Origin of the sequence: Pseudorhodobacter sp. (assembly GCF_034675685.1) — a bacterium.
Classification (GTDB): domain Bacteria; phylum Pseudomonadota; class Alphaproteobacteria; order Rhodobacterales; family Rhodobacteraceae; genus Pseudorhodobacter.
On record NZ_JAUCDA010000019.1, the window covers coordinates 93,824 to 111,047 of the forward strand.

Below are 17,224 nucleotides of genomic sequence, written 5' to 3' on the forward strand. Positions count from 1 at the left end.
CTGTCTCTGGCGCAAACCCAGCCAGTATCGCCTGCGCCCGCTGCACCCGGCCCCTTGCAAGGCCAGTGGGGCCCGCAATGACTGCCGGGCCCCCCTTACTGCCAGTTCCTGCTGTCAAACTGGCGGCGAAGCCGAAGCTGGGCGATCAGGTGGCGGCTGCGGGCCGGTCCAGCATGTTGCGTGCAGGTTTGCGCGTGCCCGGTCGGGCGCGGCCCTATCTGCGCCGTGCAAGCGTTGTGGCGGCCATGCTGGGCCTGGCCGGTCTGCTGGTGGCGGCTGTGGCTACGGTCTGGTTTCGGCCCGATGGCCCGGCCCGGCTGGTATATGTGATGCATGACACGGTTTGGCTACCGCTGCGGGGCTTGCTTTGGGTTGCGCCTTTTCCGGGGGGGCTGGTCTGGCTGGTTCCGGTTCTGGGGCTGTCGGCGCTTGTGCTGGTTGAATATCTGGGCATGGCGGCACCTTTGCGGCGGGCGCAGACGGCGGGTATCGGGCTGTTGCTGCGCAGCAAGGCGGCCCCGGTTCTGGTGTTGTGGGATGGCAGCTTGCGGCGGGTTGGGCTGCGGGCGGGGCAAGTGCGCAGCGTGGCCGTGGACTTGCGCGATGCGGCGCGAATTGCCGTGATCTGTGCGATCGAGGCTGGTCAGGGTGCCGGGCCTCTGGCGGCTTTACTGAGGCGCGAACAGGTGGCGCTGCAGCTATCCGAAGGGCGGCAGGCCGATCTGGTTGCAGCGCTGGAAACGCTGTGCCTGCTGCGTCTTGCCGCAGTTATGGGGGCAGGTGCAGGCGGTGTTGCCGCCGGTGGGGTTAGTGATGACGCCTTGGTGGAAACCATCGCCCGGAAATCGGGGCTTGCGGCCCCAAAATGGCGCGCGCTGGCCGAGGATTGCCGCAGGGCAACGCTGGGGCCGTGCGCATCCGTTGCGGCTGCTGATGGCTTGGCGGGCGGGGGCTGCGATGCATCCACGGCAGCGGTGAACACCTTGCTGGCCGCCCTGGCCGCCGTGCAAACGGGTCAGCCGTGTTATCTGGTCTGGTTCGATGTCTGGGCGCGACGGCGTGCCGGGGCGGACCCGGCCGAAACGATCAGGCTGGCCGAGGCCGAGTCGCTGATCGCCTTTGAGTTCTGGGCGGCGCAGGCCGAGGCAAGAACCCATCACCCCGGCGCAAACGATCTTTTGGCCGAGGCATTTGCCGACCATATCGGCCCCCGCATCAGGGGCGAGGTGTTTGCGCTAACCGGCCGTGAACGCCCGATGAAAGCAGGCCGCGCATGACCCGGTGGCGCGGTCTGGATCAGACAGCGGCAAAGCTGTGGGTTGCTGGCAAGCAACGCCGGGTGAACTGGCCGCGCCCTTTGCAACGATTGGACCCGGTGCTGTTTGGGGTTGTGGCGGCGGCGGGGCTGGGGTTGGCTGGGCTGGGCTGGACGCTGGCGGCGGTAGAGCGCACGCGCGGCTTTTTTGACCCGCCGGTCGCGGCCCCTGTCGCTGACCCTCGGATATTGTCGGATTTTCGCAGGGCGGCGGCCCCCTTTGCCGATGCGGTGATGCTGGGTGATGATGCGTTTCTGGGCCGGACAGATGGTACGATTTGCGCTATGATACGGAAACGGAACTGTTTTCCCAGGAAGCGCTGCCACAAGACAACCGGCTGACAGGGGCGCTGTCGCTGCTGTCGCAGGGCTGCGGCGATCAGCCGGGGGCCGCTTTGCCGCCCTGTGCCTTGAACGGTACGCTTTTTGCCGTGACCGATCGCGGCGGGCTTGCGGCGCGCAAGGCCGGGCAATGGCAGGTGGTGCTGGCGGATGCGGGCTGGATTGGCCCGGACGGCACGGCGGTCGCGCAGGCCGATCTTGTGGCCTGGGCGGTTTCGGCAGATGGGCGCTGGATGCTTGCGGCGGCTGGGGCAAAGGGGCTTGGGCTGTTTGATCAGCACGCTGGGGGCTGGTACCCGTTGCCCGCGCGCGGCTCTGCCGAAATGGCGCCGACGCGCATCCACTTTGCCGCCGGTGCGTTCTGGCTGGGCGGCCCTGCCGGGCTGGAGCGCGTTACCCCCTCTACCCCCCCGCTGCGTGAGGCGGTGGCGGGCGGCGAGGGGGATATCTATGATCTTAACCTGACGGCTGATGGCGGCCTGCTTGCCCTGCGCCGTGGGGGCTGCGCGCAAGGTGACGGCTGCTTGTCGATCCTGTCGGTCAGCCCGCGCGGTGTGCTGTCGGTGCTGGCGGGTGAGACGGCGCTGTCGCCCGGCCTGTCGCAGGCCCGGGTTGACCATGCCGCAATGCAGGCGGGCCGGTTGGTTGTGCTGGGCGAGGCCGGGGTGCATGTCTATGATCCGGTGCGCCGCAACTGGCAGGCGCTGGAAACGCGCCCGGTTGATGCCTATCACGCCAGTGCCGATGGAACGGTGATCCATTTCGCCGCAGCAAGTCGTTTTGCGACGATCAGCGGCGGAAACCTGCGTGACGACCGCAAATTATCGGTGCCATTGAGGCAGGTGTTGCCAATCGCAGGCGGGCAGGTTCTGGGCTTGAACCGCGACGGGGCGGTGCTTGATCTGGCCCCCGCCGTGCCGGTTACGCTTGCCTTTGCGGACCCCGGTTTGCCTGTCGGTGTGCGGTTTGTGGCGGGCGCTCAGGTGGGGGAAACGGTGGTGATGCTGGGGCCACAGGGCGCGCTGTTGCATGACACAAAGGCGCGGCGCTATGCATTTCAAGACCCGGCCAGCCTGCCGCCTGCATTGGTGGCGGCATTGGCGGGTGGGCTGGCGGATGCGCGTTCGGTCAGGGTGCTTGCGGCGCATGGCCGGATCTGGGCGATTGATATGGCAAAGGGGCAGGTTTATCTGGGCGTCTTTGCGGGCGACTGGCCCGACAGGCAGGTTCTGTTTTCGGCCCATCTGACGATGCAAACCCCGTTGCGATCTGCACAGGCGCAAGGTGATAGCCTTGATGTGGTGACCCAGGACGGTGCCGCGTTTCGGGTGTTGGCAGGCACGCCCAACGCCGCCGAACCCCTGACCGGGCGCCCCTTGCCACAGTCGCTGGCACCGCAAGCAATGGCCGGAACCCAGGACAATCTGTTTTTTGCCGAGGCGAATGCGATCTGGCGCTATGATCTGGCGGAGCGCGGCTGGTTCGGGCCGTTTGAAGGCCCGGAAAGCCAGATAAGCGATCTGGCGCTGGGGCAGCAGCATCTTTACGCGCTTACACCTTCGGGGGCGCTGTATCAGCGGGATGGGCCCGATTGGGAACCCGTGTCGGGTGTGGGGCCGGGCGCACCCATCGCACGCGATGAGGTGACAGATGCGCAGGTTGCGCAGGGTCAGCTTTATCTGGCGGGCAATGGCAAGGTGATCCGCTATGCGCCGGATCTGCGCCGCTTCACGGCGGCATGGTCGGGGGGGCGCGGCGATGTGCGCATGGTTTCGGTGCAGGGCGGCGTACCGATCTGGGCCTCGGGTGGGCAATTGCTTTTCGGCGAAACCGTGGTGTCAACCAAGACCGAAACGGTCTTGGGGGCATGGGCCGGGCCGAATGGGCCGCTGTACCTTGCCCGGCAAAATGGCCGCTTGCACGCGGTGGAATTGGGCAACGGGCGCAGTTGCCTGTTTCTGGGCGGCGAGGCACCGGGCGGCGCGCTGATCGACGCGCGTGATTTGCCGGATGGGCGGGTGTTCGTGCTGACCACGACGGCGGCGGCGATCTATGATCCCGCGCAGCGCCGCTGGTCCGGTCTGACTGATGATGCGGGGGGGGCCGACAGCCGGCTAGAGGTTCTGGACGGGCATTTGCTGCGGCTGGATGGCGGGCGCCTGCGGTCGATTTTGCTGGCTGACCTGCCGCTTCAGACGGGCTGCGCGGCGAATCCCTTGGCGATCCGGTGGCAAACCGATCTTGCGGCAAGGGCGCTGGCGGTGGATACTGTGGCGGGTGCCGTGCATGTTTTGCTGCCGAATGGCGCGGTTCAGCGCTGGCAGGGCGGCAGCGTGCGCCCGGTTCTGGCAGCCCCGAACACCGCCCCCGACCCGGCGGTGCTGCGCCGGGTGTATCCGCAAATCTCCGAGGTGGTCTTTGCAGGCGAAACCGATCTGTGGCGCTATGATACCGGGGCGCGGTCATGGGGCCGTCTGCCCTTTGCCAATGCGCCGCCGCAGATTGCCGAGGTTGACGTTGATGTGTCTGCCGGTGCGGCCGGCGTCTTTGCCACGGTTTGGGATGGCGATGGCGCAGGGTGGCGCGGGGAAAGGGTGGCAGAGGGGCTTGCGTTTTCCCGGCTGGCCCTTCCGCCCCTGCCGATCATATCGGTGCCGCCCGAAACAGTGATCGACATGCAGGTCAGCGGTGGCTTGTTTGCGGTGCTGGGCACGCAGCATCTGGAAGTGTTTCGCAAGGACAGCATGACCTTTCTGGGCCGGGTCGCGCTGCCAAGGGCGCAACAGGCCTGGTCACTGGCGCGTGCCGAGGGCGCGGCCCCACTGCTGCTGGTCGATGGCGATCCGGCGGCGCCTTTGGCCGTGTATGGTATCAACGCCGATCGGGTAAGGGGCGGGATTGCGCTTGATGCCGCAAGCTGGCGCTATGTGCCGGGGACCGATTTTGACTGGGCGTTGACCCGCGATGGCAACCTGTGGCGCATCGACGCCGATCTGGCGCTCTGGCGCTGTACCGCTGCGGATCAGACCCGTTGCAGCCTGACCACCGCAGCGCCGCTGGCCATGACGGCCGACACCATTCGGGCCGTGGAACCGGCTGGGGAACCGGCTGGGGGCGCTGACAGCTATCTGTTGCAGCCTGACCGCCTGCTGCATCTGGGGGCGGATGCCCGCCTGTTGGGCCAGATTGCCGGGCCATTGATTACCGATGCGGCACGGCTGTTCACGACCGGGGCCGAGGTGCTGCTGTGGGAAGGCCCGAGCCGGCCCTTGTGGCGCCTTGCCAATGGCAAGGCCGAACAGGTTTTGCCGCAGGTGCAGGCGCTACAGCCCTACAGGGCCGGGCTGGCGCTGACCACGCCCGAGGGGCTGCGGCTGCGTGAAAACAAGGTATTCGCCCCCACAGGTGACGCGCTGCTTGCCCCGTCGCTGGCACGGGACGGCAAGGTTTATGCCCTGACCCCCGAGGGTGGCATCTGGGCGCATGAGGCTGCACGCAGCATCGACCCCGTGTTGCGGCTGCCGCTTGATACGGTGGCCCTGCATCCGGGCGAGCTGACCATAGAGGGCGCTGTGCGGCGCGGCTGGTGGGCGCTGGCCAGATCTGGCGCGCTTCGGTTTGATTGGGTGTCGCAATGCACCGCGCCCCTGCCGCAGCCCTTGCTGGCGCCCAATGGCTTGCCCGTTGGTGGCAGTGGCGGCAGCGCCAATGAGGCCCGCGCGATTGCTGCGCTGCCCAAACCTGTGCCGCAGCCCTGTCAGGCCACTGTACACAGCCCCTTGCGCCTGCCTGCCGCTGTGCATTTGTTGCAGGTTGACGGCCTGCCATCTGCGCCAACCCTGATAACGACCGCAGGTGAAATCACGCTTGATGACGGTTTGGCCGAAGTGTCGCGCGCGCCATTGCGCCAAATGCTGCCCGACATGCCGCAAGCCTTGGCCCGGCTTTCGGATATGCGGCAGCGGGTCGCGGTGCTGGGGGGCAGGTCATGGCTGGCACCGCCGGTTATTGACAACAGCCCATCGGGGCAGCTTTTGATCCGTGGCCCTGTCCCTTCGGTATCGCTTGAGGGCAGCACCCTGTTGCAGCCCTGGGCCACGTTCGATCTGGGTTGGCTTGGCTGGGACAAGGCGGCGCGCCAGGTGCGTTTCGGGACCGGTGCGACAGCGCTTCGCCTGCCATTGGAACAGGCACTTGTCGATGGTCTTTTCTTGCCCGCACATCCGGGGCGCGCGGCCTATCTGGGCAACAAGCGCTTTGCCTGGCTGAATGGGCATGGGCTGTGGCATGTTCAGGATGGCACAAGCATAACCCCTGTGCTGGCTCAGCCCTTTGCCCCCGCAAACGGTCTGGCCCATGGGCGTTTCTTGTTGCCGGGGGTGGGGGTTGATGCGGTTACCGGGGCGATTTCTGCTGATATGGACCGGTTCGAGGCCGCCAGCGGGCCGCTGACCTTTGCCGAGCGATTGCGCGGTGGTGGCGTTACGGCAACGCTGGATGTGGGGGCGCAGCCCGTGCCCGCCTTTGGCCCGCGCGGGTTTTCCTTTGACAGTCGGGCGGGGATCGGCGCGAGCTCGGGGCAAGCGGTGCTGCTGACCCCGCTTGGCCTTGTGCCGGTCAACAGCTTGCAAGGCGCGGACCGGGTGCCGGTGGGAACCGATCATCTGGGGCAGCAGGGGGCACAGCTTTTTGCCGCGCAGGGGGCCGCTTGGCAGGCCCGTGCGCCCGATGGCACATGGCAGCCCGCGCAACCGCCCGATAGCACCCGCCTGCTGGCGCAAGAAAGCGGGCGGCGCTGGCAGCGGGTGGCCGGGCGGGCCGAGGTGGTGCCGATCAACGCCGCCGAAGGTTGGCGCGTGGCCGGGCATGGGCTTGCCTTTGAGGCTGACAGGTTGGTTGCGATGGCCGCCGATACCGCGGGCGTGGTTTTGGTGACGGGCAGCGGCACCCATACGGCCAGCGGGCTTTTGGCCGCAGCCACCCTTGCGCCGCCACAGGCGCCCGACCCCGGCGGGGCGGCGGTGTTGGATGCGCTGGCGGTGGCGGCAGGGCAATCGGTGATCTGGGCCAACACGGCCGCCGGGCGTTTGGAATGGGACCGCAGCGCAAAGCGCTGGGTGCCGCCGAAAACCGGCCGGCAACCCTGGGCAGACAGGCGCGCAGCCGAGCTTGGCCCGATTGCGCTGTCGTTTCGGCACGGCCTTGCCGAGGCGGTGATGAATGTGACCGGGCTTGATGGCACCCCGCACGCGGCGGCCTTTGACTGGGCGCGTGATGAGGTTTTGCCGTTTGACCGGGTGCGTGCGCTGCATGTCGAGGCGGGAAAGCTGCTTTTGGGTACTGATTTTGGCCTGCGCAGGCTGACCGAAACGGCGGGGCTTGCCACCTCTGATGCTGTTTTTGCCACGGGTCCCGGCACAGCAGACCCGGTGCCGGTGCTGGGCAGGCCAGATGCTTTGCCCCGGCAGCTTTTGGCGCAAACCGCGCGCGGGGGCTGTCTTGAACTGCCCGATGCGATCTCGGCGCCGCAGGCCTGCGCCGATGCGGGCGGGCTGGCCAGACGCCGCGTTGTGCAGAATGATTTTTGGCGTTGGACCAAAGGCGATGGGCGGGTGGATGGGCAATATCTGCTTTCGGATGGGGCGACGCGGGGCATAAGCCTGCCGCTGCGGGGCGGGCTGCCGCATGACCGCCTGCGCGACCGGGCGCGGTGCGCAGGCATCGAGGCAGAGCTGTGGGCCGATGCGCCCATCGCAACCCGGCTGCAAGGCGGGCACCCTGTGCGGCTGGACCCGGTGGAGGGTGTGACAGGCTTTCAGTGCCAGACGGCGGATGCGTTTTTAGGGCAGGGGCAAGGCTTGCCCAAGGGGCTGCACGGTATCGGCACGGGGGCGCTGCTGGCAACCCCAGCCGGCTGGAACGCCGAGGGCATGGCGCAGGCCCAAAGCCTGACCGAGCGGGCACGCGGTTTCTTGCCAATGGATGCGGCCCGGCTGCGGATCGGGCTGGCACAGGGCGTGCCTGTGGCACACTATCGGGGGCAGGATGATGTCTGGCATCTGCTGCCGTGGGGGGCGGGGCGGTTGCCGGTGGATACGGTGCAGGGGCTGGCGGCGGCGGGTGGCGGGGTGCAGGCTTTTACCGCTGCCGGGGTCGCGGGGATGGTGGGGCGTTCTGCATTGGCGATTGATCCCGCTGGCTTGATGCTGGCGACGCCTGATGACCGGGCCGGATTTGCCGATTGCACGCTGGACCGTATCGAGATGTGGGATGGCACCGTGCAGGCCGCGCCACGCCAGGCGGATAGGCCGATCGCCCTGCGCTGTGGCGATGGGCGGGTGTTTGCGGGCAACCCGGCGGCATCGGTGGACCGCGCTGCGTTTGCCCGGCTGGCGGATGACCCGTTTGAAGACCGTGTTTTGGTCGACGTGCCAGAGTTCTGGACCTGGGCGCGCACGGGGGCTGTGCCGGGCCAACGCGGCGCGCTTGAGATTGTCTTCAAGGGCGAACCGATCGGGTTGGATGGCGGGCGCTTGTCGCTGGATGATTATATGCATATCGCCGCCCCGTTCGGCGACAAGGTTGAACTGGTGTCGCTTGACGGATGGTGGCGCCATCCCGCAGGCGAAATCGGAGTGCAGGCAGCGACACGCGGGGCGGGGCAGCAGCCGGGGGCGGTAACGGGCCTGACCTCGGATCGGGATGCGGATGGGGCAGGGCTGTTGTGCCTTGAGGGTGCAACCAATCAGGTGATGCCCGCTGCAGGGCCGTTGCGCCGGGCAGAAGCCTGCCGCGATTGGACCGGCGGCGATACGATCTGGCAATGGCATCAGGGCAAGAGCGGCCCGCAAGCCAGCGGAACCGCCGCAAATGGCGTGGCAATGCGCAGGGTGTTGGAGGCCGGTCGTTTTGCCGATCTGATCGCCACCGGCGCGCCAATGGGGATGGCAAGCGGGGAAATTATCGTTCCGACCCGGATCGGGGCCACGGTGATCGGTGCGCGGGGGGCGCAGGGCCTTTATGCGCGCGACAAGCCGGTGGCGTTGATGCGCAGCGCCAGCGGCGCGCCGCAAATCGTGGATGCGGACGGGGTCTTGCCTGTGGGCCCGGCGCTTTTGGCCGGGGCCAGCGCTGGGCCGCCACAATGCCCTGCGGTGCAGGCGGTTGCGGCGCGGCTGCCAGAGGGGATGCCGGTCTTGCGGATTGAAATGCGCGACCCGAACAAGGCCACGCTGACCCTGCAAGGCCAGAAAGGCCGCGTGCAGATAGTGGTGCCTTGCACCGAGGTTGAAAAGGCGCTGACCTGGGTCGAAGTGATGGATGTGACCGACCGACCACGGTTTCTTGCCAATGCGGCGGGCTGGCCGGACAGGGCGGGGCAACTGGCCGTTGCCGTGACGGCGCAAGGGTTTGATCTGGGGGCGGGGGGCGCGCTTGGTGTTTCGGTCTCGGGTCTGACCGAGGGGCGGCCAATCGCGCTTTTCGCAGGGCGCAACCGTCGGTCGGTGTTTTTGCTTACCGAGCAGGATTTTTACCGCGTCAATACTGACCACGCGATACGGCTTGTTGCGCAAGAGGCAGTCCCGATCGCCCCCTTGGCAGGCCCGTTTGCGCCTGCGGTTCAAAAAGATGCAGCGCAACCGGGTTCGGGCCCCGACGCGCAACAGGTGCCGCAACAAGCGCCGCACCCTGCGGCTGATCCTGCGTTTTCGCCCCAGCTTGCCCCAGCCTTGGGGAAAGCCGATAACAGCCCGCTTAAGCCCCTGACAAAGGCGGATGCGCGGGCCGTGCAGGCGGCGCTGGCGGCACTTGGGCTGTATACAGGTGGCATTGACGGTGCGGTTGGGCCGATCACGCGGGCCGCGCTGCGCCAGTGGCAAAGGGAACAGGGGCTGGAGCCGACAGGCGCCTTGACGCAAAACCAGTTTGACGCCCTGCTTGCCGAAGGGGGGCAATGATGGAAACCGAACCGCAAATGCGCTTTGTCGTCGCGGCCTCGGGGGGGCTGCGCTCGGCCTTGCCTGAGGGGGCAAAGGGCGGGGGGGCAAAGGGCGGGGGCGATTGGGTTTGTCTTGATGGGCATCTTTGGATGAAAACGCCCCGGATGGCAGAGGCAACAGCCATGCTTCCAAAGCTGGATGATCTCAAAACGCTTGTCCTGACGGAGATAAAGCTGGATATGGCCACGCTTGCGTTGCGGTCATCGGGGGGGGCGGTTGCAAACTGGGCCAAGGTGCCAGAGGCGCAAGCCCTGATCACCGGCGTTTCGCAGCAGATTGACAGGGCGGTGGCGCAGGCGATTCCGGTCGCGCGCGCCGCATTGCCCGATACAGCGCCGTCCCTTGCGACCTCGGTTTTGTCGGAAATGAACTGGCCGATCCCGGCCAGGGGAAAGCTTGGCCGGGCGCTGGGCTGGCTGCGGGGCCGGGTCAAATGGCCGATTTTGCAGTCCAACCACAGCACCAAACGCAAACGTAACCTTGATCGAAATCGGGCGTTGCAGCGGTTGGACGCGGCGATTGCAGGTTTTGATGCGCTGGACGAGGTTTCAAGCCTGCCGCCGCCCGATCAAAGGCTTGCCCGTTTTGTTCAGCGCCTGAAAGGGGCAAGCCATCCGATGCAGACCGCCTTTGCGCTGACCATGGCCGAGGACCATTCAACGGTGACGCTGCAGGTTACCCAGCACGGCCGGATTGACCTGTTGGCAGGGATCAGTGAGTTTGCCCCCACGCGCGCCGGTATTGATGTGATCCGTTTGAAAGGCCGCGCCCGCGAGCGGGCGATCATGGCCTATAGCGTGACGCAATTGGTAATATTTGCGCGCTGCTTCGAGGCGTCCTGGCAGGGAAGAAAGCCAAAGCTTTGCCTTTCTCATACGCTTGCCGATCTGCCGGAAACGCGCACTGTGATGCTGACGGTCGGGGCGCAGGGTTGGGGCTTTTCGCTTGCGCAGCTTGCGCTTGCCTTGCCCGATATGCCGCCCGAAATGCCCAGGGGCCTGACTGTGGGTTTGCACGTGGTTTGACAGATTGCCAGTGTTCTGACTGGCCCGACCCTGCCAAGGGTCAAATTGTTGCAGACCCTGCCAAGGGTCAAGCCGTTGCAGACCCTGCCAAGGGTCAAATTGCTGTCGACCCTGCCACGAAGGGCAGGGCTGGATTTTTTACAACAATTCTGTGTCGTATTGACAAAGGTCAAATCCCGCAGCGATCGGCCCTGCTAGGACAGCCGCAGTGAACCTTGAGGCCCGATATCCGCAGTTTGCCCGCCTTTATTGATCTGCGTGCCTTCCTGGCTTGGGCCAAGGAACAGGATGATTTTCTGTGCCTGCCTGACAAGATCGACCTGAAGCATGAAATGACCGCGGTGCAATTGGCCGCCTTGCGCGCCAAAGGCCCGATCTTGCGCTTTGATGCGGCTTTGGGCGCGAATGGCAATGCCGCTGCCATGCCCGTGATCGGTAATCTGTTCGGTACGCCGGAACGGGTTGCGGCAGGTCTTGGGCTGATGTTGGATGAGGTGCCGGCATTTGGCGCGTTCCTTGCTGCCCTGCGCAGCCCGCCGCCAGTGGATGGGATGCGCGATGCCCTGTCACGCTGGCCGATGCTGAAAGCGGCCCTGGCAACACGCCCCAAACTGCTGCGCCACGCGCCGGTGCAAGAGGTGGATGCCGAAGTCGATATGGGCAAGATCCCCGTGCAAACCCCCTGGCCCGAGGATGCGGGGCCGTTGATCACCTGGCCGGTTGTTGTCACGCGGCCGCATGGGTCAGCCCCGGACGGCGTGGCACAGTATAATCTGGGGGTTTACCGTGCGCAGGTGATCGGGCCGGACCGCCTTATTCTGCGCTGGTTGGCGCATCGCGGCGGTGCCGCCCATGCCCGTTCCTGGGCCCAGGCAGGAGAGCCGATGCCGGTTGCGATTGCCTTGGGGGCAGACCCGGCAACGCTGCTGGCGGCGGCGCTGCCCTTGCCCGAAACCGTGTCTGAACTGGCGTTTTCCGGGGTGTTGCGCGGCGCGCGGACCCAGCTTGTGCCCGCCCGCAGCGTGCCGCTTTTGGTGCCAGCCCATGCCGAGATCATGGTTGAAGGCTGGGTTCACCCCAATGATACCGCCCCCGAAGGCCCGTTTGGCGACCACACCGGCTATTACAATTCGGTTGAGAATTTCCCCGTCATGCGGATTTCGGCCATAACCCATCGCCGCGATCCGTTGTACCTGAGCACGGTCACAGGCCGCCCGCCGGATGAGCCGTCGGTGATTGGCGAGGTGTTCAACACGCTGGCCCTGCCGGTGATCCGCGCGCAAATCCCTGAAATTCGCGACCTTTGGTTACCACCTGCGGCCTGTTCGTACCGCATGGCCGTGGTGCAAATCTCCAAACGCTATCCGGGGCAGGCGCGGCGCGTGATGATGGCGCTGTGGGGAATGTTGGCGCAGCTTTCCTATACGAAAACGATTGTGGTTGTGGATGAAGATATCAACCCGCGCGATTGGGATGATGTGGTCTGGGCGATGGCGACGCGGATGGACCCGTCGCGCGATGTCATGCTGCTGGAAAATACGCCGATGGACTATCTGGATTTCTCCAGCCCGCGTGATGGTTTGGCGGGCAAGCTGGGCATTGACGCCACCAACAAGATCGGGGCGGAAACCACGCGCGAATGGGGCCGGGTGATGGCGCTTGATCCGGCGCATGAGGCGCGCGCGGCCGCGTTGATGGCGCGGCATCTGGGGGGGGCGCGATGATCGGGCGGGTGATTCTGGGTGTTTCCGGCGCGTCAGGCGCGGCTTTGGCGCTGGCGGCGGCGCGGGTGCTGCGCGGCGCGGGTGTGGGTATTGATCTGGTGCTGTCGCCCATGGCCGAGCGCACTTTGACGCTTGAAATCGGCGCGGGCGCGCATGCTGAATTGGTGGCAATGTCGGACCGTTTGCACCCGATCACCGATCTGGGGGCGACAATCGCCTCCGGCTCTTACCCTGTGGCGGGCATGATCGTGGCACCCTGTTCGATGCGCAGCCTGGCGGCGATTGCCAACGGGCTGGATGACAACCTGCTGACCCGCGCCGCAGGTGTGCAGCTAAAGGAACGCCGCCCCTTGGTGTTGCTGGCGCGCGAGGCCCCGCTGACGCTGGCACATCTGCGCAATATGACGGCGGTGACCGAGATGGGCGGCATCATTATGCCACCCGTGCCCGCCTTTTATCTGCGCCCGCAAACCACCGAAGAAATCACCGCCCAAATCGCCGCCCGCGCAGTGGATTTGCTGCGCCTTGCCCCTGCCCAAGCCCAAGCCTGGGCACCCCCAAAAGAAGGAAACCCATGATGAATATAACCTTGGAAACCCAAGTCCGCGACATCGCCGCCGAAATGCCCGGTGCGGCCGAATTGTTCCGCCAGGCCGGTATCAGCTTTTGCTGTGGCGGCAAGATGCCACTGGCCGAAGCGGCAAAGGGCCAGGGCCTTGACCCCGAAACCCTGCTGGCACAGCTTTTTGCGCTGCAAGAGGCCGCGAACCGCGATGCCCCGACGGAAACGCTGGCCCTGATCGACCATGTGTTGGCCCGCTATCACGAAACCCATCGCCGCGAATTGGAAAGCCTTATTCCCTTGGCGCAGCGGGTTGAGACGGTGCATGGCGACCATGACGAGGCCCCGCTTGGCCTGACCGCCGCACTGATCGCGTTGCATGATGAGCTGGACAGCCACATGATGAAAGAAGAGCGGGTTCTGTTCCCCTTGATGCGGGCGGGTAATACCGCCGCACTGGCCGCGCCGCTGGCGGTGATGCGCGACGATCATCACACCGCGACTGATCTTTTGCGTGGGGTTGAACATGCCAGCCATGGCCTGACCCTGCCCGAAGGCGCCTGCGGGTCGTGGACCGCCCTTTATACTGGCCTGCGCAAGCTGGGCGACGATGTTGTCGCGCATATCCATCTGGAAGAAAACGTGCTGTTTCCGCGCTTTGAAACCCAAACCGCATAGGCGCCCGGCCTCCCCCCATAAGCCTTTGTTCTTGCTTATGGGGGTTTGGGCGATGCTGGTGCCATGGGTCTGGGTTTGGCCGGGTTTGGTAAATGACCCGATGTTCTGGCACGCGCATGAGCTGATTTTCGGCATGGCAGGGGCGGCGCTGGGCGGCTATCTGCTGATCGCCTTGCCCAGTTGGACGGGGCCGAAAAGCCGCCACCGGATCGGGCGATTGCCGCTTGTGCTCTTGGTACTGGCCTGGGGTCTTGGGCGCGGCGCGATGCTGGCCGAGGTGCAGGGGCCGGTTTTGCTGCTGAGCGTCAGCCTCTACCCGCTTGGGCTTGCGGTTTTGGTGCTGCCGCCGTTGTGGCACACCCGGTCATGGCAAAAACTGCCCTTGGCAGGGGTGCCAGTGGTTTTGGCTGTGGCCGATCTGGCATGGCTGGTGCGACGCCAGTCGGGGGTATCGGATCAAGGTTTCGGGCTGGCGCTGGTTTTGGGATTCGCGGTGATGCTGTCTGTGGTTGGCGGGCGGGCAGTGCCGGCGTTCATCAACAGCCGCTTTCAGGGAACGGATGGCTGCGTCTTGCCGCACCGCAGCCTTGGGGCGCTGGCCAGCGGGCTTGTTCTGCTGGCGCTTGGGGGGCTGGGTATGGGGATGTCAGCGCTGGCCGGGGCGGCGGTGCTGGCGGCAGGGGCGCTGCAAGCCTTTCGTGGCTTTGCGTGGTTCAGGAATGGGGTGTTTGCGCATCTGGATTTGATGCTGCTTTGGCTTGCCTGGGCGTGGCTGGCAACCGGGTTGATTGTGCTGGGCGGCGCGCTGCTGCTGCCGGATGTGATGGCGGTTGCCATGGCCCTGCATGGCCTGACCATGGGCGCTATGGGCGCGATGATCATGGCCGTGGCCGGGCGCGCTTTCATGGCGCGTGCGCCGGGGCGGTTGCAGGCCAGTGCGGTGCAGGTGGCCGGTTTTGCATCGGTTGGCCTTGCGGCGATCATACGTCTGGTTTTTCCCGATGCCGAGGTGTTGGGTTTTGTAGGGCTGGCGTGGTCTGTCGCGGCATGGAGCCTTGGCTGGGCGCTGTTTTTGTGGCCGGCCTTGCGCAATTTGGCAAAACCGGCGCCACATCCGGTTTTAAGCGCGTCGCGTGCCAGAACTTGACCGATATCAAAGCCTTTGCGGTTTGGGCTTGCTAGACGGGTGCAACGACCCGCGTGAAGGAAATTTGATGCAGCCCCGCCCCTTGGCAATTGAAACGATGCCCCCGATCCTGGCTTTTGCTTTGCGGCCCTTGCCGGTGCCCCTGCTTTCACTGGCGCTTTCTGCGCTGACCCGCAGCGTGGCCAAACGCCATCCGTCGCTGTTTCGCAGGCTTGGCCCCTATGCCGACGCGCGCTTTGTGCTGGACCCGACCGATCTGCCCTTTGTCATTTGCCTGTGTCCCAACGCAAACAGGCCGCATGTGACGATGCACCGCAGCGCACCGCAAGGTGATGCCAGAATTGCCGGGCCCCTGGCGGCGCTGCTGGGGATGGTGCATGGGGCCTTTGATGGTGATGCGCTGTTTTTCTCACGCGATCTGGTGATTGAAGGCAACACCGAGGCGGTTTTGGCCCTGCGCAATGCGATTGATGACGCGGAACTGGATATCGGGGCGGAATTGCAAGCGCTGTCTGGCCCCTTTGCGGGCCTGCTTGGGCGCGCGATCAGCTTGGCACAGGCCCGTACCGGGCTGTGCCTGACACGACCGGAATATGGAGAGTTTTACTGATGGAAATCGTCTGTCCGGCGGGAACGCCCGCCTCTTTGCGCGCCGCAGTCAAGGCTGGCGCGCATACTATATATTGTGGCTTTGCCGATGAAACCAATGCCCGCAATTTTCCGGGCCTGAATTTTGACCGGGTTGAAATGCGCGAAGGCATCGCCTTTGCCCATGGCCACGGTGCGAAAGTGCTGATCGCGATCAACACCTTTCCCCGCGCCGGGGCCGAGCGTATCTGGCATGATGCGGTTTCAGATGCCGCTGATCTGGGGGCGGATGCGGTGATTCTGGCCGATCTGGGCCTGCTGGATTATGCCGCGAAAAATCATCCCGAATTGCGGCGGCACCTGTCGGTGCAGGCGGCGGCGGCCAATGCCGATATGGTCAATTTCTATGCGTCGGCTTTTGGTGTAAAGCGGGTGGTATTGCCGCGCGTTCTGTCAGTGCCAGAAATCGCCGCGATCAACGCGGAAACCGAAGTGGAAACCGAGGTATTCGTCTTTGGCGGGCTGTGTGTGATGGCCGAGGGGCGCTGTTCGCTCTCGTCCTATGCCACCGGAAAATCGCCCAATATGAACGGTGTTTGTTCCCCGCCCAGCCATGTCGATTACCGCGAAGAAGGCGGTGTTTTGAATGCGCGCCTGGGCGGCTATTTGATTCACAGCGCGGCGAAAGGTGAACCGGCCCCCTATCCGACCCTGTGCAAGGGCCATTTCACCGCTGGTGACAAAAGCGGCTATCTGTTTGAAGACCCTGTCAGCCTGAACGCCGAACAACTGATCCCGCAACTGCAAAAGGCCGGGGTGACGGCGCTGAAAATTGAGGGCCGGCAGCGCTCGGCCTCCTATGTGGCGCAGGTGGTGCAGAATTTCCGCGCTGCGGTTGATGCCTTGGCCGAAGGGCGCCCGATGCCCGCCGGGATGTTGGCGCGATTGTCCGAAGGACAGGCCAGCACCACTGGCGCCTATAAGAAAATATGGAGATAAGTCGATGAAACTTACCGTTGGCCCGAACCAGTTCTTTTGGAAAGCCGATGCCTGGGCGGCGTTTTACGACGATCTTGCACAAAGCCCGGTGGATCATGTGAGCTTGGGCGAGGTTGTCTGCTCCAAGCGGCTGCCGTTTTTTCAAGACCGAATTCCCGATGCGATTGCGGTGTTGCAAGCGGCGGGCAAGACCGTGGCGCTTAGCAGTCTTGCGCTGGTCACGCTGAAACGCGAACGCAAGATGACGGCGGAACTGGCCGAGATGGGGGTAGAGGTTGAGGTCAATGACCTGACCGCGCTGGCGCATTTGCCGCCCGGCACACCGTTCAGCGTCGGGCCCTTGGTGAACGTCTATAATGAAAGCACCCTGCGCTGGCTTGCAACGCGCGGTGCGGTGCGCATCTGCCTGCCCCCCGAATTGCCACTGGAGTTGATCGCAACGCTGGCGGCAGCGGCGAAAGATGTGGGGGTGGAGGTTGAGGTTTGGGGTTACGGCCGCGTGCCGCTTGCGATTTCGGGGCGCTGCTATCATGCGCGCCTGCACGCGCGGCCCAAAGATAATTGCCAATTTGCCTGCGAGGATGACCCCGATGGCCTGCCGGTATCAACCGGCGAAGGCCAGCCGTTTCTGGCGATGAACGGGGTGCAAACCCTGTCGGATTTCGCATGCCTGCATGGCATTGCAGGCCGAGGCGCTGGCGCAGGCCGGGGTTGGCGCCTTGCGATTGTCACCGCAGACCGGCGATTTCGGGCTGATCTGCACATTGTTCCGGGATCTGCTGGACGGGCGGCTTTCGGGCGCTGATATGGTTGCAAAACTGCACGCTGATACCCAGGGGCTGCG

11 protein-coding genes are annotated in these 17,224 nt (G+C 65.2%); all 11 read left to right on the forward strand.

Going from position 1 to position 17,224, the window contains the following annotated elements; genetic code table 11:
* Positions 1–77 precede the first annotated feature (77 nt).
* The 11 genes from VDP61_RS17085 (at position 78) to ubiV (ending at position 17,185) form a co-directional block, all read left to right on the forward strand.
* A complete protein-coding gene (locus VDP61_RS17085; protein ID WP_323008070.1) occupies positions 78–1,277 on the forward strand; it encodes a hypothetical protein in 1,200 nt (399 codons plus the stop codon).
* Complete coding sequence (locus VDP61_RS17090; RefSeq protein ID WP_323008071.1) at positions 1,274–1,657, forward strand: hypothetical protein; 384 nt, start codon at positions 1,274–1,276, stop codon at positions 1,655–1,657. Before VDP61_RS17085 ends, VDP61_RS17090 begins: the two co-directional genes overlap by 4 nt.
* A complete protein-coding gene (locus tag VDP61_RS17095) occupies positions 1,594–9,615 on the forward strand; it encodes a peptidoglycan-binding domain-containing protein (protein WP_323008072.1) in 8,022 nt (2,673 codons plus the stop codon). Before VDP61_RS17090 ends, VDP61_RS17095 begins: the two co-directional genes overlap by 64 nt.
* Positions 9,615–10,682: a hypothetical protein gene (locus tag VDP61_RS17100; protein ID WP_323008073.1), complete on the forward strand. Its 1,068-nt coding sequence runs from the start codon at positions 9,615–9,617 to the stop codon at positions 10,680–10,682. The genes VDP61_RS17095 and VDP61_RS17100 overlap by 1 nt, the downstream gene beginning before the upstream one ends.
* Positions 10,683–10,909: 227 nt before the next feature.
* Complete coding sequence (locus VDP61_RS17105) at positions 10,910–12,406, forward strand: UbiD family decarboxylase (RefSeq protein ID WP_323008194.1); 1,497 nt, start codon at positions 10,910–10,912, stop codon at positions 12,404–12,406.
* Positions 12,403–12,984: a UbiX family flavin prenyltransferase gene (locus VDP61_RS17110; protein ID WP_323008074.1), complete on the forward strand. Its 582-nt coding sequence runs from the start codon at positions 12,403–12,405 to the stop codon at positions 12,982–12,984. Before VDP61_RS17105 ends, VDP61_RS17110 begins: the two co-directional genes overlap by 4 nt.
* Positions 12,981–13,646, forward strand: a complete 666-nt coding sequence (ric, locus tag VDP61_RS17115) for an iron-sulfur cluster repair di-iron protein (RefSeq protein WP_323008075.1) — start codon at positions 12,981–12,983, stop codon at positions 13,644–13,646. Before VDP61_RS17110 ends, ric begins: the two co-directional genes overlap by 4 nt.
* Complete coding sequence (locus VDP61_RS17120; protein ID WP_323008076.1) at positions 13,579–14,793, forward strand: NnrS family protein; 1,215 nt, start codon at positions 13,579–13,581, stop codon at positions 14,791–14,793. Before ric ends, VDP61_RS17120 begins: the two co-directional genes overlap by 68 nt.
* A gap of 67 nt (positions 14,794–14,860) precedes the next feature.
* A complete protein-coding gene (gene ubiT, locus VDP61_RS17125) occupies positions 14,861–15,403 on the forward strand; it encodes a ubiquinone anaerobic biosynthesis accessory factor UbiT (RefSeq protein ID WP_323008077.1) in 543 nt (180 codons plus the stop codon).
* On the forward strand, positions 15,403–16,380 hold the full coding sequence (gene ubiU, locus VDP61_RS17130; RefSeq protein ID WP_323008078.1) for a ubiquinone anaerobic biosynthesis protein UbiU: 978 nt from the start codon (positions 15,403–15,405) through the stop codon (positions 16,378–16,380). The genes ubiT and ubiU overlap by 1 nt, the downstream gene beginning before the upstream one ends.
* Positions 16,381–16,384: 4 nt before the next feature.
* Complete coding sequence (gene ubiV, locus VDP61_RS17135; protein WP_323008079.1) at positions 16,385–17,185, forward strand: ubiquinone anaerobic biosynthesis protein UbiV; 801 nt, start codon at positions 16,385–16,387, stop codon at positions 17,183–17,185.
* Positions 17,186–17,224: the final 39 nt, after the last annotated feature.

Coding starts and splice junctions, on each gene's coding strand:
- VDP61_RS17085 (WP_323008070.1), top strand. CDS start 78: ATGACTGCCGGGCCCCCCTTACTGCCAGTTCCTGCTGTCAAACTGGCG.
- VDP61_RS17090 (WP_323008071.1), top strand. CDS start 1,274: ATGACCCGGTGGCGCGGTCTGGATCAGACAGCGGCAAAGCTGTGGGTT.
- VDP61_RS17100 (WP_323008073.1), top strand. CDS start 9,615: ATGGAAACCGAACCGCAAATGCGCTTTGTCGTCGCGGCCTCGGGGGGG.
- VDP61_RS17110 (WP_323008074.1), top strand. CDS start 12,403: ATGATCGGGCGGGTGATTCTGGGTGTTTCCGGCGCGTCAGGCGCGGCT.
- ric (WP_323008075.1), top strand. CDS start 12,981: ATGATGAATATAACCTTGGAAACCCAAGTCCGCGACATCGCCGCCGAA.
- VDP61_RS17120 (WP_323008076.1), top strand. CDS start 13,579: ATGTTGTCGCGCATATCCATCTGGAAGAAAACGTGCTGTTTCCGCGCT.
- ubiT (WP_323008077.1), top strand. CDS start 14,861: ATGCAGCCCCGCCCCTTGGCAATTGAAACGATGCCCCCGATCCTGGCT.
- ubiU (WP_323008078.1), top strand. CDS start 15,403: ATGGAAATCGTCTGTCCGGCGGGAACGCCCGCCTCTTTGCGCGCCGCA.
- ubiV (WP_323008079.1), top strand. CDS start 16,385: ATGAAACTTACCGTTGGCCCGAACCAGTTCTTTTGGAAAGCCGATGCC.